Annotated in this window: 12 protein-coding genes and 1 pseudogene; 6 read left to right on the forward strand and 7 right to left on the reverse strand. The window is 41.9% G+C overall.

Annotated elements, in window-relative coordinates; translation table 11 throughout:
• The first annotated feature begins 482 nt into the window (after nucleotides 1-482).
• Nucleotides 483-1,658 (forward strand): lytic polysaccharide monooxygenase, encoded by a 1,176-nt coding sequence (locus CCZ37_RS14035; RefSeq protein ID WP_167372459.1) that lies wholly within the window; start codon nucleotides 483-485, stop codon nucleotides 1,656-1,658.
• Nucleotides 1,659-1,749: 91 nt separating this feature from the next.
• Here CCZ37_RS14035 and CCZ37_RS14040 read toward each other — a convergent pair whose 3' ends face one another.
• Nucleotides 1,750-2,154 (reverse strand): cystatin domain-containing protein, encoded by a 405-nt coding sequence (locus CCZ37_RS14040; protein ID WP_094501032.1) that lies wholly within the window; start codon nucleotides 2,152-2,154, stop codon nucleotides 1,750-1,752.
• Nucleotides 2,155-2,800: 646 nt separating this feature from the next.
• On the opposite strand from CCZ37_RS14040, the gene CCZ37_RS14045 reads away from it, so the two are divergent.
• Both CCZ37_RS14045 and CCZ37_RS14050 read left to right on the forward strand, forming a co-directional pair.
• Nucleotides 2,801-4,636 carry a M4 family metallopeptidase gene (locus CCZ37_RS14045; protein WP_094501034.1) on the forward strand — a complete coding sequence of 612 codons (1,836 nt, stop codon included), beginning with the start codon at nucleotides 2,801-2,803 and terminating at the stop codon, nucleotides 4,634-4,636.
• A gap of 250 nt (nucleotides 4,637-4,886) precedes the next feature.
• Nucleotides 4,887-5,495, forward strand: a complete 609-nt coding sequence (locus CCZ37_RS14050) for a 2OG-Fe(II) oxygenase (RefSeq protein WP_208613953.1) — start codon at nucleotides 4,887-4,889, stop codon at nucleotides 5,493-5,495.
• A gap of 61 nt (nucleotides 5,496-5,556) precedes the next feature.
• On the opposite strand, the gene speG is transcribed toward CCZ37_RS14050, so the two are convergent.
• Nucleotides 5,557-6,078: a spermidine N1-acetyltransferase gene (gene speG / locus CCZ37_RS14055; protein WP_010319981.1), complete on the reverse strand. Its 522-nt coding sequence runs from the start codon at nucleotides 6,076-6,078 to the stop codon at nucleotides 5,557-5,559.
• Between the two features lie 147 nt (nucleotides 6,079-6,225).
• On the opposite strand from speG, the pseudogene CCZ37_RS14060 reads away from it, so the two are divergent.
• A pseudogene (locus CCZ37_RS14060) lies at nucleotides 6,226-6,459 on the forward strand (ATP-binding cassette domain-containing protein); the annotation flags it as partial.
• Between the two features lie 70 nt (nucleotides 6,460-6,529).
• Here the strand turns inward: CCZ37_RS14060 and CCZ37_RS14065 are convergent.
• From CCZ37_RS14065 to CCZ37_RS14080, 4 genes are all read right to left on the reverse strand, one after another.
• Complete coding sequence (locus tag CCZ37_RS14065) at nucleotides 6,530-7,630, reverse strand: GGDEF domain-containing protein (protein WP_094501038.1); 1,101 nt, start codon at nucleotides 7,628-7,630, stop codon at nucleotides 6,530-6,532.
• A complete protein-coding gene (locus CCZ37_RS14070; protein ID WP_094501040.1) occupies nucleotides 7,630-8,100 on the reverse strand; it encodes a putative pterin-binding protein in 471 nt (156 codons plus the stop codon). The genes CCZ37_RS14065 and CCZ37_RS14070 overlap by 1 nt, the downstream gene beginning before the upstream one ends.
• A gap of 201 nt (nucleotides 8,101-8,301) precedes the next feature.
• Nucleotides 8,302-9,678 (reverse strand): YjiH family protein, encoded by a 1,377-nt coding sequence (locus CCZ37_RS14075; protein WP_094501042.1) that lies wholly within the window; start codon nucleotides 9,676-9,678, stop codon nucleotides 8,302-8,304.
• 351 nt (nucleotides 9,679-10,029) lie between these two features.
• On the reverse strand, nucleotides 10,030-11,691 hold the full coding sequence (locus tag CCZ37_RS14080) for a SulP family inorganic anion transporter (RefSeq protein WP_094501044.1): 1,662 nt from the start codon (nucleotides 11,689-11,691) through the stop codon (nucleotides 10,030-10,032).
• Between the two features lie 210 nt (nucleotides 11,692-11,901).
• On the opposite strand from CCZ37_RS14080, the gene CCZ37_RS14085 reads away from it, so the two are divergent.
• Nucleotides 11,902-12,201: an isoamylase early set domain-containing protein gene (locus CCZ37_RS14085; RefSeq protein ID WP_029627262.1), complete on the forward strand. Its 300-nt coding sequence runs from the start codon at nucleotides 11,902-11,904 to the stop codon at nucleotides 12,199-12,201.
• Nucleotides 12,202-12,386: 185 nt separating this feature from the next.
• Entirely contained in the window at nucleotides 12,387-13,694 is a 1,308-nt protein-coding gene (shyA, locus tag CCZ37_RS14090) for a peptidoglycan DD-endopeptidase ShyA (RefSeq protein WP_010320523.1), read from the forward strand.
• Between the two features lie 54 nt (nucleotides 13,695-13,748).
• Here the strand turns inward: shyA and CCZ37_RS14095 are convergent, their stop codons facing one another.
• On the reverse strand, nucleotides 13,749-15,581 hold the full coding sequence (locus CCZ37_RS14095; RefSeq protein WP_094501046.1) for a putative bifunctional diguanylate cyclase/phosphodiesterase: 1,833 nt from the start codon (nucleotides 15,579-15,581) through the stop codon (nucleotides 13,749-13,751).
• Nucleotides 15,582-15,676: the final 95 nt, after the last annotated feature.

Here is a 15,676-nt window from a genome sequence, read left to right on the forward strand (position 1 = left end):
AATGTAGTGCGATGGTTCTAAAGCTCGAACGATAAAAAAATATTTCGTTCGAAAGAGGGCCGCATTGTCGTGTGCAATAGAATGTATTTCTGTGACAAATGTTACAGGTGAATTAATTTACGCAGGAAAACAAATAATTAGTTTTCATTTTCTTAATGTTAGTACCATTAATTTGAGATGTAATCCTTTTCATTTTTGTTCGCGAGATGTTTGTTTTTGGTTGTTTTGCCATCAATTGAATCGCAGATAAGGAAAATTGGCAAAAATTGTTAAAACATGAAGTCACTCGAAACCCACGGTGAGTTCAATGCTCCATACCCTATTTGATTGGAAAGAGGGTGGCAAAATAAGCAAATAGTCCAGTATTCGTACCTAGATTTGACACTGTCTATTGATAATTCTTGTTAGCTTTGATTAGCAATCCATGTGTTACGGAGTGAAGTTCTGTGGCATTGATGTTAATAATGCAAAAAGGAATAATGATGAATAATTTTAATAAAGTCAGTGTGTTGGGTTTGTTTTCATTGAGCGCTTTGCTTTCTACTCATGTACAAGCTCATGGCTGGGTTGAATTTCCGAGCGCACGGCAAAACACCTGTTACCTAGATGGTGGTTTTTGGAGTAATGCGATCCCTAATGCAGCATGCCAAGCGGCTTTTGATCAGTCCGGAGCTTATCCTTTTGTACAACGCAATGAAGTGGCGGCCAATGTAGCAAATTATCGTGACATGACTCATGTTCAAGCTGTTGTTCGCGACGGCTTGCTGTGCTCCGCAGGCAGCGATGCCAAAGCAGGGTTAGATGTTGCTTCACCTCATTGGCAAAAAACGGCCGTGAATTTAGACGCCAATCAACAAATCGAATTAGTCTTTAATGCTACCGCGCCACATAACCCCTCTTATTGGGAGTTTTATCTCTCTAAACCGACTTATATTGGTGAGGCCCCATTAACTTGGGATGATCTGGATCTTATTGATACCAAAGGGAATGTAACGGTAGGGACGGATAAAAAATATCGCATCAAGATTACCCTGCCCGCCGATAGAAGTGGTGATGCTGTACTCTATACTCGCTGGCAACGTATTGATGCCGCGGGCGAAGGTTTTTATAACTGCAGTGATATTAGTTTTAGCGGTGGTGGCTCAAACCCAACGGATCCGACAGACCCATCAGAACCTGCGCAGAATCTCAGCGATCTTGGTGGTTATCTTTCACAAGGTTTTGGTCCTGTTGAATCTGGCGATACGGTTCGTTTGCGTACCTTCGATGCCAATGGCAATGAAACGACCGATATCAGCTTAGCGATTTCAGCCAATAATACAGCAACGTGGCCAGCGGAAATGGCAGGTCAGTTTAACCAAGTGAAAAAAGGGGAGTGGTTTATTGGTATTTGGCACCAAGAAATGAATCACTATATGTACGATAGCCAGAATGTGTATGCTAACCGTGTATTTGCTCCAAACGCGACTTACAGTTATCAGCTTTCTTTGCTAAAAGAGGAAACGCCACAGCCACCTGTTCCCGATAATGCTTGGAATGCGACTAAAATTTATACGTCCGGTGATGTCGTTATGCACAAGCAGCAAACTTGGACCGCACAGTGGTGGACAAAAAATGAAGAGCCCGGAACTACGGGTGAATGGGGTGTATGGCGATAGTATTAAATAGCTATAGTATCGAGTAGTAAAAAGAGGCCATGGCCTCTTTTTACTCTCTAACTCTGGTTTAATAATGGCTTATGAGATGAGGTTATTCACACAATTTGCCTTGTTTTGCTGGTTGGGTTAACGAGTAATCACCTTCTAAACTGCGATAGATTATCGCATTCCAAATGCTGCCATCCGCCATTTCAAACTCAATGGCATAATTCACCCCGTTAACCACTTGTGAACGGACATCGATAATGTCTTTTAATTGTGCATTGCTCTCCATTTGTGCTAAAGCGCTCTTCAACGCTTCTTTAGCTTCGTCGGTAATTTCTGTCGCTTGCCAACCTCCCGGCATCAACTCGCTTGCACAGATGGGTGACGGTACGGCATCTGTTTCCGCCACCACGGCGGTGGGCTCTAGAGCCTTAGTACTTTCTGTTTGCGTTTGTTGATCACACCCCGCTAACGCGAGCAAACCAAATAGAGGTAAAAGAAATCGTTTCATTGAGTTGTCCTTTGTTTTTAGAAAAGCAGAAAGGGTTGATCTGAGGAGTTCATATTAACAATTGTGGTGTGAGGAGTCCGTCAAGCTCTGTTAGGTGCGTGATAAATTATGATGATATTTTCTGACAATAAAACGCTATTACTATTTCTTACCAATATTGTCAGTTTTTAACCATAAATAATAAAGCCATTTCAACGTTAGGCTAGGTGTGATGCACATAAAAAACGCATTACATGACTGTGTGTTTTTATGCCTAGACCCTCGGGTATTTATGACAGGCGCTGGTTATAAGTTTTAGTGGTAGTAATGTGATCATTAGAAGGCAGCGAACGCTGCCTTTTTCAATTTCAAGTAAAAAATATATTGATAATTGTGTGTTCTTTTAAATGTACGCATAACTATCATTTACGCCTAAATGTTTAACATTTATGTAACATTTTCCCGAAAATATCCAAGTAATTTGGGCTACTGTCTTTTTTGTGACCATTTTATTTGACGCTCGTTTTGCACTATTTTTTCGTGCTGCTGGCAAGGTTGGCCTTCTTGAATCACTTTTAATAAGCGAACCATTCGCAGTCACGTCGCTGGTGGTTGATTGGATGTAAGTCGTCAGCGGATGCTAATAATAACTCTCTAGGATTGAGAAATGAAAAAAGTACAACGTCAAATAAAGTGGCTATTCCTCGCCGCCTCTATCGCAGCAGCACTGCCTGTATCGGCCGCAAAAATGGTGCAAGTTGATGACCCAACTCTATTAGAACAAGCTTTATCCATGCAGGCTCGCAGTATTGTGCCAACACAAAATGGTTTCCAAGCAGTAAAAAGTATCACTCTACCTAATGGTAAAGTCAAAGTCCGTTACCAACAGATGTATCATGGTTTACCGGTCTTCAATACGTCAGTCGTCGCAACGCAGACTGAGAAAGGTATCGATCTAGTTTATGGCATGATGGCGCAGCAAATTGATGCCGATATGACGAGTATTTCACCGCAAGTTGAACAAAAGAAAGCGATGAATATTGCATTGGCTCATTATCAACAGCAGAATCCATCACTGCTTGCGGGCGACCTCACCATAGAGAATGAACAGGCTAAATTGATGGTGCGCTTGGATGAAAACCAAACAGCTCAGATGGTTTACTTAGTCGATTTCTTTGTTGCAACCAATGAACCTGCACGACCGTTTTTCTTCATTGATGCAATGTCGGGTGAGGTGTTAGAAACATGGGAAGGGTTAAACCACGCAGAGGCGACGGGCACAGGGCCTGGTGGGAATCAAAAGACCGGTTTTTATCAATATGGAACGGATTTCCCCACGTTCTTGATCAATAAAGTCGGCACCACTTGTAGCATGGTGAACAGCGCCGTAAAAACGGTGGATATGAAGCATGCAACATCCGGCGGTTCAACATTCAGCTATCCATGTACTGATGCGAGTAATTACAACGATTACAAAACGGTGAATGGTGCTTACTCTCCGCTTAATGACGCACACTACTTTGGTAAGGTGGTGTTCGATATGTACAAAGACTGGATGAATACCACACCATTAACCTTTCAGCTAACCATGCGTGTTCATTACGGCAGCAATTATGAAAACGCCTTCTGGAACGGATCGTCCATGACTTTTGGTGATGGCCAAAATACATTTTATCCATTAGTGGATATTAACGTCAGCGCGCATGAAGTGAGCCACGGTTTTACCGAGCAGAACTCAGGGCTTGTTTACAAAAATATGTCTGGCGGGATGAATGAAGCGTTCTCTGATATTGCTGGGGAAGCGGCTGAATTTTATATGAAAGGCAGCGTTGACTGGATTGTTGGCAGTGACATATTTAAGTCTTCGGGTGGTTTACGCTACTTTGACCAACCATCAAAAGATGGCCGGTCTATCGATCACGCTTCTCAATACTACAATGGATTAAATGTTCACTATTCAAGTGGTGTGTTTAATCGCGCGTATTATTTGCTAGCCAACAAAGCCAATTGGTCGGTTCGTAAAGGTTTTGAAGTGTTCACCGTAGCTAACCAGTTATATTGGACAGCAAACAGTACCTTTGACCAAGGTGGATGTGGCGTCGCAAAAGCGGCACAAGACTTAGGTTATAACAAAGCGGATGTGGTTGATGCCTTTAACCAAGTGGGCGTAAATGCCAGCTGTGGCGTAGTGCCTCCTGTAGGTAATGTACTTGAAAAAGGTAAACCTATTGTTGCGTTACAAGGTGCGCGAGGCTCCGCAGCCTTCTATACCTTTACGGTCACAAGCTCAACCAGCGCTAAAGTTTCGATCAGTTTGGGCTCAGGTGATGCTGATTTGTATGTCAAAGCCGGCAGTAAACCAACCACTTCTTCGTGGGATTGCCGCCCTTACGAATCGGGTAACAATGAACAGTGCACAATTTCTGCAACACCAGGAACCACCTACCATGTGATGCTCAAAGGCTATAGTAACTACAGTGGTGTAACGTTAAGACTGGATTAACCAACTTTATTGATTAAATTTAAAGGGGTACGAGTCTGTGCCCCTTCGTTATGCTAGGGCTAGGTTATTAAACAATAGGTTGCTTAATAACCACGAGTTTGTCCAACAACCACGGTGTTTGTTTCTAGTCTTTTCTTGCCAACTTCTCCGCCTCCACAAATTCGCCTTGTCTTAAGCATCGAAACACCGATTTGTTGTTATGGCTTGCTATCGATATAACCACAGCACTTTTGTTATATGTAGTGTGAAAATGTCGTTAGATAAATTGATGGACGCAATTGCCGATCAAGGTTGGTACATATGGGATGACTTTTTAACACCAGATCAAACCCAAAACCTACGAGCTTGTACGCCACCGCAGTTACAAGTGGCGCGAATTGGCAGGCACGATGCCTTGCAATTAGAGGTTGAAATACGCAACGATAAAATTCAGTGGATTGAAGACAGCATGGGCCTGCCTGTGCAAGACTATTTGCAACGTATGGAGCAAATTCGGCAAGAGGTTAACCGCCACTTTTTCCTTGGGCTGTTTGAATACGAAGCTCATTTTGCCAAATATGAAATAGGGGCGTTTTATCAAAAACATCTTGATGCCTTTATCGGCAATGCTAGTCGAAAGCTGACAACGGTATTTTATATGAATGATCAATGGTGTGCCGCTGATGCAGGTGAGTTGGTTATTTATGATATTCAAGATCAGTATCTCGCGACGGTTGCGCCGATAGCTGGGCGTTTACTGGTCTTTTTATCAGAACGTTTTCCGCATGAAGTACAACCTACCAACGCTGAGCGTTTCAGCATCGCTGGGTGGTTTCGCGTGAATGGTGTGACAGGCAACAAGCTCGATATTGCCAGTTAACGCAAAGCTAATAAGTCAGCGTGGCTTTTGTGTAACCACGCCCTTGCTCGCTTCGATGGTATTAGGTGGGCTTATTAAGATACGCGTTTTGCAAAATGTACATGCGCTTTACGTCACGATATTGGCCATTAATGAAGAATTCTTCAACTAAGTGTCCTTCCTCAACAAAGCCAGCTTTTTGATACAAATGGATGGCTTTGTCGTTTTCCGTCGACACATGCAGATAGATTTTGTGTAGGTTCAAAATGGTGAAAGAGTAGTCTAATGCTTTGTTGATTAAGGTTTGTGCAAACCCTTTTCCTTGGTGCTCCGGCGTGATGATGATCTGAAACTCACCGCTGCGGTGAATATAATCAATTTCAATTAATTCAACGAGCCCGATCAGTGCTTTATCTCGATTCTCAACCACAAACCGACGCTCGGCGTTATCGTGAATGTGCTTGTTGTACAGCTCTTCCAACTCATCAAAAGACTCATAAGGCTCTTCAAACCAGTAAGACATAATGTTGCGGTTGTTATTGAGATCATGGATAAAGCGTAAGTCACCGCGCTCTAACGCTCTTAATGATAATTGATTGTTCATAGCAAACCTTCATTGAACTAAGGCATTCATCTTATGCCGACTTTGTTGCAATACAAGTGGTTAGTCAGCAATTTTTTAAAGTACGTGCTTATTTTGTGTTGTAAGCGAAGCTGATGGTTAAGATCCCATTTGCTAGAGAAATGGTTATCATCCGCTCTTGACCCGATTGCAACGCATAAAATTGAACAATTAATGGAAGAGCTGAAAAAGAATTACACCCTCGTTATTGTCACGCACTCAATGCAGCAAGCGGGTCGTATTTCTGACCGCACGGCGTTTTTCTTAATGGGGGAATTGGTTGAACACAATGATACACAAGTCATTTTCAACAATCCTAAAGATGGTAGAACCATGGGATATGTCAATGGCGATTTTGGCTAGTCACTTATTGCAGCAACTAACCTGAAATAATGACGAACTCATTATAACTATAAAGCGATGGTAACTTTGCTCATACAGAGGGGCTTTTTTGTAGGAACTTCATGGCATACATATTCTTATCCGCAATATGTATTAATTGATTAATATTGGCCGAATCTTTAGGAAAAGAGGCAACACCTATACTGGTTGAGAGCTTTGCTCCCACTCCATTATCCACGAAGAACTTCTCTTTAAAACACGCTTTAATATTGCGTTGCATGATGCTCAGTTCCATCGTGTCAATACTATGGATGATCAGAGCAAACTCATCCCCTCCCATTCGAAATACTGAATAATCGAACGTTGGAATTGAATGAGTTAAGCGAAAGGCTACTTGCTGTAGCACACTGTCTCCTGCTTTATGGCCATTTTGGTCATTGATTGGTTTAAAGTCGTTTAAGTCGAGGAGAAAGAGAGAAAAGGGTTTATTGACAGAAATATGATGCAGTTTTTCAAACATAGCAAGGCGGTTTGCAAGACCAGTTAAAGGGTCAGTTAACGCTAAGGTACGTTGAGCAACCGCTTCTTTATGAAAAATATAGCTGACTAAGCCAATGCAACCCAGCATTAAGAACATCAGCAGAAATTGTACCTGTGTCAGCCTATTTGCTTTTTCTTTTTGCTCGAGATAGATAGGGCTTTGCAGTTGAAAGTTTTGGTTTACATAGCCGATAACCCGGTCGTAAATCAAGCGAGCATGTTTTTCAAATACAGCCAATGACTTTTGATCTTTAACGGCTAGCAATAAGCTTTCTAATATTTTGAAATCATCGAAGTTGTTCTTAAAAAAGTGCTGAGAATCAACTCGACTCATAAAATTATCTGATTCATGGCTGGTTAGAATTAAATCAAAACGGCTCCAAATCAGCTCATACTGCAGCCAAGTGTGCGATCTCTTCTCCTGTGAATCTAAGTAATAAGGAGCCGAAGCCACTAGTTCAGAATACTCTTTAGTGAGTTGGAATAAGTACCAAGTAGCGTAGTTTTGTTGATCTGTATAGGAATTAGCTAAGGAGCGCGTAGTTGAAATTATGTATAAATTGGCGACGATAAGGCACGCAGACAGAACAATCAGTAGTCTCTTGGCGCGGTATAGTAATGGGTGTAAAGTGCAGTGTGTTGTGACTTTCATTATTTATCGAGAATTATTAAGTTTTTTAATTGCCAAACCATCTGGTTATGATAGATCGTATTATTTAGTAGCTTTGGATATTTACCTAAATTATAGATAAGCCAAAATGGTCCCTTGTTTCTTATCTTCATTTCATTGCCATTCATATGATAAGCAATAATGGGCTCATAGCGAGTTAAGTCTTCAATCGAAATATTAGCGGCGTAGTCATCAATAGCCAAAAATGACACTGACGATACTTGTCCTACCTTCAAATATGTAATTAAATCAGTAACTTTAAACCCAGTAAAACGGTTTTCTTGGAGAAGCCAAGGAAGTGAGGTCGTAAAGGTTTCACGAGGCAAATTTTCAGCCAATTGCGCAAGAGAATAAGTGACCCTTTCTTGGTTTGGTAGGGTAATGGTCAAGCTCGCCGTATGAGCAAATAAACTGAAAAAAATAAGGGGTAAAGCGGTGAGCCATTTCATCATAAAAAACCTTATTTACTTTCGACATCTTTCATTAAGCATAGGCCAAAAGTATAAGGTGATAATTTAATCAATGAAATTATTTTCTATTTATATTCCTATTAATTTGGTCGAATCAATCTTTAGTTTAGAGCGAAAAATCCCCACATAAGTGGGGACTTGCATATTGATGTGTTATTAGTGCGGTTACTGCCACATTGTTTACTAAAAAATGAGATGTGCTACACCCGCTATCACTGGCAGTGTAATGAGTGTACGCAGAATAAATATGACAAACAGCTCAAGTATGTTGACAGGAATTTTGCTGCCTAACATTAATGCACCTACTTCAGACATATAGATCAACTGAGTCACGGACATGGCCGCAATCACGAAACGTGTCATTTCATTATCAATCGAAGCCGCAAGAATCGCGGGAATAAACATATCTGCAAAACCGACCACAATGGTTTGAGATGCTTGAACAGCCTCAGGTACGCCAAGTAATTCTAAAAAAGGAATAAATGGTTGGCCCAATACAGAAAATACAGAGGTGTATTCTGCAATAATCAAAGCCATAGTACCCAAACCCATCACGATAGGTAATACGCCAAACACCATATCAACAGCGTTACGGATACCTTCAGCGAAAATAGCTTTTGCAGATTTGACTTGGCTTGCCTTTGCTAGCGCTAATTCCATACCCCATGAGAAAGACGTGTGACCATTTGGAACTGCATCTGCATCTTTAGCAGGAGATGTCCCATCAATGTAAGTATTCTTTTTGAAACTTAATGGTGGCAGGCGAGGAATGATGATCGCCGCTACAAAGCCTGCAAGGCAAATGGTGCCATAAAAAGGCAAGAACAGATGTTCTAGTTTCACTTGTGCAATAACGACTAAGCTGAAGGTAATTGATACGGCAGAAAATGTTGTACCAACAATAGCAGCTTCACGTTGAGTATAAAATTTGTTTTCGTACTGTTTACTGGTTAGTAAGATACCAACAGTGCCATCACCTAACCAAGAAGCCATACAGTCAATTGCACTACGGCCTGGAAGGTTAAAAACTGGACGCATGATTCTGCTTAATAAGCTACCAAATAGCTCTAGCAGCCCGAAGTTAAGCAGTAAAGGCAGCAAAAGCCCGGCAAAAATAAATACAGAAAATAAAGTGGGTAATAAACCCTCAAGAACCATACCGCCAGTATTTTCTTCCCAGATAGCCTTAGGGCCGATTTGGAAAAACGTCATGATGACGGCGATACCACCAAATACACGGACGGCTAACCAAAGCACGGATGGATTAAAAAGCCCATTTAAGAAAGGACTCTTTGTAATGAATGCAGGTTGAAAAATTTTACATAAAATGGAAGCTGCAGACATAAAGGCGATGATCACTGTCACTATTGCAACAAGGTAATCGCCCAAAATAGCTTGAATAGATTTAGCAAGGACGGCAACTGGAATGGTTAAGTCACCTTGGTAGCTAATTGGCGCCATAAACAAAAATAGACCAATTAACGAAGGGATGAAAAACATCCAAAAGCTACTTTGTGTTGGTGCTACAGGAGCTTCAATAGTTTGAGCGTTATCTTGCATGTTGTGTCTCGTATTACTGCGGGTCAATAGCCACCAACTGGTGGCATAAAAATGCACTAAATAGCTCTATTTAGTCATTGCAGGCAAGAATATCTATTTTTAAAATGGCTTGCAATACTATTCATTAACAAAGGTTAAGTATTCAAATAAAAGAGCTGTCATTCTCAGATAACACGGTCATTTGTTTTGTTGTTGTTGCATTGGTTAATACTCTGTTATTGATTGAGGCGTCCGTTTTACAAAGACTTAAGGAGGGCTGCGGAAAATTGGGTGGTTAAGGTAAGAGGGACGGGTCAGTCAAAGGCCTTTAACCGCAGGCTAAAGGCCAAAAATGTATAGGTCCAATGAGCTTTATTGAGCTGAACTGATACTCAAACGTTGTAAGCTAACACTAAGCGCATCATCGAATTGACTAAAGAAATTATCTTCACCGACCAAATCAACAATCCCCGCTTTTTTCAGTTTCATTGCCACACGGGTATTTGCACCAGAGATCAACACTTGCACATTCTTTTTATGGAAGTTTTCGATCATTTCCTCAATGGATTGCAGGCCAGTAATGTCCATAAATGGAACCCATTTAAGGCGAATAATTAAAATTTCTGGCTGCTCTTGAATGCTGCTCATCACACGCTCAAAGGTTTCAGCCGCAGCAAAGAAAAATGGGCCTTCTAAGGCGTAAACGGCGAGCTCTCTTGGTAACTGAGTTTGCCCATGACGAAGCAGCTCAGCACTGAGTTCATGATGTGTACTGGCTTTCACTTCAACGCTAGATGCCATACGTTTTACAAAGTGAAGGGTAGCGATGATCACCCCGATATTGACGGCGACAACTAAGTCAGCAAACACGGTTAATCCAAAGGTTAGCAACAAAATAACCACATCGGCTTTAGGTGCGCGTTTAACCAATTTAATAAAGTGGGGAACTTCACTCATGTTCCATGCTACGACGAACAAAATCGCACTGAGTACTGCCAGTGGAATATTGACGGCTAATGGTGCAAGTGCAATAAGGATAATGACCAGAGTGAGCGAGTGCACCACGCCCGAAAGTGGGCTTGTCCCCCCGTTGCGTATATTGGTTGCAGTACGTGCAATGGCGCCTGTCGCTGCAATGCCACCGAACAGTGGAGCCACGATATTAGCGATACCTTGGCCGACTAATTCTTGGTTTGAGTTATGTTTGGTGCCCGCCATACCATCGGCGACCACCGCCGAAAGCAATGATTCAATCGCGCCCAGCATGGCAATCGCAAAAGCAGGACCAATCAATAGAATAATTTGAGAGAAGCTAACTTCTGGAAGCGAAAACTCTGGCAGGCCTTGAGGTATGCCTCCAAAAGCCGATCCAATCGTGCGGATCCCTTCAAAGCCAACAAAATATTGCAACACGGTAACGGTGACGAGAGCAAGCAGCGGCCCTGGTACTTTCGAGAGCTTCGGGATCTTAGGACCGAAGATAACCAGCGTGAGCGAAAACAACGCAAGGCTTGTTGTAGCGCAATCCATCTGCGGAAAGGCATGGAAAATAGACACTAATTTTTGATGAAAATGCTCACCTTCGATCTTGGGAAGACCGAAGAACTCTTGCCATTGCCCAACCCAGATGATGACACCAATACCACTGGTAAAGCCGACGATTACGGGGTCAGGAATATAGTGGATAATGCTACCGAGTTTTGCTGCCCCCAGAACCAATAGAATCACACCCGCCATCATAGTGGCTATCTGCAACCCGCTGACCCCGTACTGGCTAACAATTCCAGCGAGTATCACGATGAAAGCGCCCGTTGGACCGGCTATCTGTACTCGCGAACCGCCAAACAGTGAAACGATAATGCCTGCAATAATGGCGGTGTATATCCCTTGCTCCGGTTTTACGCCAGAAGCAATAGCAAATGCCATCGCCAGTGGCAGAGCAACGACCCCTACAATCAAACCTGCACTGATATTATTTAACCACTGTTTTGGTCGTAACAGACCGGCTTTATAGGATTCATATATGGCAAACATAATTGATAACCTTATTGAAAATAGGGGGTTCGTAGAAAGCGCGGTGAATTCTACGCTCATTTAAAATGCTGTAAAGAGGGGGAATATTCCACAGAGGCTATAAATATAATGGTTCGGCGGCGGAATTTTTACTATTTAGAGTTGTGGATGTGAGTCTATTTTCTTATGATTCACTAGGTAGGATGTTTTTATACAGAGATGGAGTTTGTGATGATCAATAAACGTTTTTTTAAAACAAAAGAAGAAGTCGAAGTGACCTTTGAACTGGATGCTCCAGAGACTGCTGGCCATGTTGCGATAGTGGCGGATTTTCTTGACTGGCAACCAGAACCAATGAAAAAGGTAGCGAAAAGTAATAGTTTTAAATTTAAAACCCGTTTACCTAAAGATGCTGAATTTCAATTTCGTTACTTGTTGGATGACCAACAATGGGTTAATGACCCTAGTGCTGACCAGTACATTGCCAATGGTTTTGGAGAGGAAAATAGCCTAGTGACGACTTATCAATAGGTTATTGATAAGCCTTGCTAAAGTGTGCAGCATGACTAGGGCAGCACTCATTTTTACTGGTAATCGTTGATTTATTGTAAGGCACTTCGGTGCCTTTTTGACCCTAGAATTACACGAGATAGGTGACTTTTGAAACAGAAAGTCTTAATCTTGAGGCTCTTTTGACTTAATCAACAGGGTAGATAGTGCTTTCTCGTTCTCTCATTCTGCGCTTTTCTGAGCTTTCACTTCCAAAGAAAGCGTCGGTTATTGGCCTGCCGATTGTCGCGGCCATCGCGTTTTCCTCATCTATTCAGGATAGCTCCTTACAGCGCCAAATTGAGCTCTCTATTACTGACACTCAAATTGTTCAGTCGATTTTGTCTGACACTGTTGATGTGAAAAACCTTCCAGATTTTGAATATGAGATAAAACCTGGTGACAATTTAAGCACCATCTTTAATCAACTTGGTTTCGGTTATCAAGATTTGATGAAGATTATGGAAACCGATTTAAACTATCTCGCATTAGATACGTTGAAGCCTGGCAACATCCTTAGGTTTTGGAAAGCGCAAGACGGAAATGCGCTTTCCAAAATGGAGTTGGAATTTAGCCTAGTCGAGCGTGCGGTGTATTCACGCCTAGAAGATGGTACCTATGAGTTTCAAGATGTTAAAATACCGGGTATATGGAAAGAGTTTGCTATGGTTGGTGAGATCCAAGGCAGCTTTTCTCAGTCGGTCAATTCGATAGGATTAGGCAGCGCCGAGATAGAGCAGATCGTCTCTTTACTTAAAGATAAGCTCAACTTCTCCCGTGATCTTAGGGTTGGTGACCGATTTGAAGTGGTTCAATCTCGTCAATTTGTCGGTGAAAAGTTGACGGGTAACCGTGAAATCCAAGCGATTAAAATCTATAGTCGAGGTAAAGACGTTTCTGCTTATTTACACCGTGATGGGCAGTACTATGACAAGAATGGCGATAGCCTGCAGCGTGCATTTCAGCGTTATCCTACGACAAACAAACGTATTACCTCTAATTTTGATGCGCATCGCTTGCATCCAGTGACAAAAAGAGTTGCACCGCATAATGGTACTGACTTTGGTGTGCCAGTTGGTACACCTGTATTTTCTACTGGCGATGGCACGGTGATCATGACGCGCAACCACCCTTATGCGGGTAATTATGTAGTGATCCAGCATGGCAGTACTTACAAAACACGCTATTTGCATTTGAGTAAAATTTTAGTGCGTAAAGGTCAGAAAGTATCACGGGGTGATCGGATCGGTTTATCAGGACAATCAGGTCGTGTGTCAGGGCCTCATCTGCATTATGAGCTGATGATTCGAGATCGCGCGGTGAATGCCATGACGGCTAATATTCCAATGGCAAATTCAGTGCCTAAAAAAGAGATGGCGGGCTTTGTTGCAAGGCGCAATGAACTCGATTCTATGCTTAAACAACAAGAGTTGCGTTATGCCACTAGTGGAGCTTTGGCTGACCAAGATTCTTAATGAGTTAGCATAATAAGCCCGATAGCCCCCTGATTTTTAAATTGAGGGGGCTTTTTATGCACGCCGTACATGATTGATATTGTTCCAATGAGTCACGATAGAGAGCGGTGTTTCGGGTTTTGAAAAGTAGTAGCCTTGGATCTGCCCACATCCCATAGCATAGAGTTTTTCAAGTGCCTCTTGGCTCTCTACCCCTTCAGCAACAAGATCGACTTTAAGTTGATTTGCAAGTTGGATAATGAGCCAAACTACGCTCTCCGCAGTTTCACTACACAGCATGTTTTTGATAAAAGTGGCATCAATTTTAATACAATCGATGGGATAGCTGTGGATGTAATTTAAGCTTGAATAGCCAGTACCAAAGTCATCAAGCGCAATCATAAAACCAAGCAGTCTGAGCTTATCTAAGATGTATCTTACTTCACTGGTTTGTGAAAGCAGCACGGTTTCAGTGAGTTCAATCGTAAACTCATTTGGTTTAAAGTTGTATCGATCAAGGGTTTGCATTAAGTGTTCAAGATAACGATTGGAGTTGGTAAGTTCATGCGCCGAGCAGTTAAGTCCTAATCTTACCTTGTATCCTAAGCCCTCCTCTAATTCAACTTTTGCTAGACAGGCTAGTTCAACAATACGTTCTCCCAACTCCACAATTAAACCTGATTGTTCTGCGGTATTGATAAACTCAATTGGTGAAATGCTACCTAGAGTTTCGCTATTCCAGCGAGTGAGGATCTCAAAATAATTCCACTCATTCTGATCACGACTGACGATTGGCTGCGCCACTACGAATATTTCACTATTTCTACTGGTTGGTTTACTGAGTTCACTGCGTAGTGCTTCAGTTATTCGAGTTTGGCGATGGTACTGGTTACTCAAATGGGTATCATAACAACGGATATTACTGTTGCGAGTTTGCTTGCACTCTTTGAGCGCTAAACAGGCGTTGAGAATCAGTTGATCGGTCGTAATGGCTTCTTGATTTTTTTTAGAGATGCCGATACTTAAGCTAATTTTAATATGATGTGATGCGTCGATATAACCCACATCCAGTTTATCCAATATGTTGCGACAGATTTGCAGTGGATCGTTAGAAAAAGTTATAAACGCGAATTCATCCCCTGCAATTCTAAATGCTAAATGCTCTTCCGAAACGTTTTGAATGATAGTATTAGCTACAAATTTAATGATTTGATCGCCAATGTAGTGACCATGTGAATCATTGAGCGCTTTGAAATTATCAATATCTAAATAAGCAAGAGTAAAAGGCTTATCTGTCGTTTCAACCAAACGTTCTAATTTGTCAGCTAGATAACTGCGATTCATTAAATCGGTTAGATTGTCGTGAGAAACTTCATAGTTAAGTTGATTCACCAATTTATCAGAGCGTTCAGTTAGCCATTTATTGCGCAAACTGTGTACGACTATGTTAGCAATGAGCTGGTGATAGCCAATCACGGATTCCTCATCCTCGATGGACGAATAGAAAGTAGACACGAGAATTCCTATCACCTCGCCATTTTGGGCGCGTAAGGGAATACCGATATAAGCGTCAATCTTATTTTCAATCAGAAACTTGTCATTGGGAAATAGGCTCATCACGTGTGACGCGAAGAGACAGTATTCCTGTTTTGATTTCCATACTTGTTCATATGGTGTTCCCCTAAGCGGATAACCTGTATCGCTGTCGTCTGGCGATTTGCCAGCATGGGATAAGGCATGAGCCCTGTAATGTAAATTGTCGACCTCGACAATGCATGTACAGCAGGTTTGAAAATGTGTATGCAGCACCAAAGTAGCTCTGTCGTGTAACTCAGGACCATCGAGTTGCATGAGCTTGTTTATGGTGTTTAGACTAACTGCATCCCTAGCCAATGATGTTATAGTCATATGTCGTACTCTGTTTTTTTAGAATATGCACTTAGTGACTATGGTCGATATTGCGCATTTTTGCCACTCGCAATGATGGGGACTTGAGACGTAAA

Source organism: Vibrio qinghaiensis (genome assembly GCF_002257545.1).
Lineage (GTDB): Bacteria > Pseudomonadota > Gammaproteobacteria > Enterobacterales > Vibrionaceae > Vibrio > Vibrio ordalii.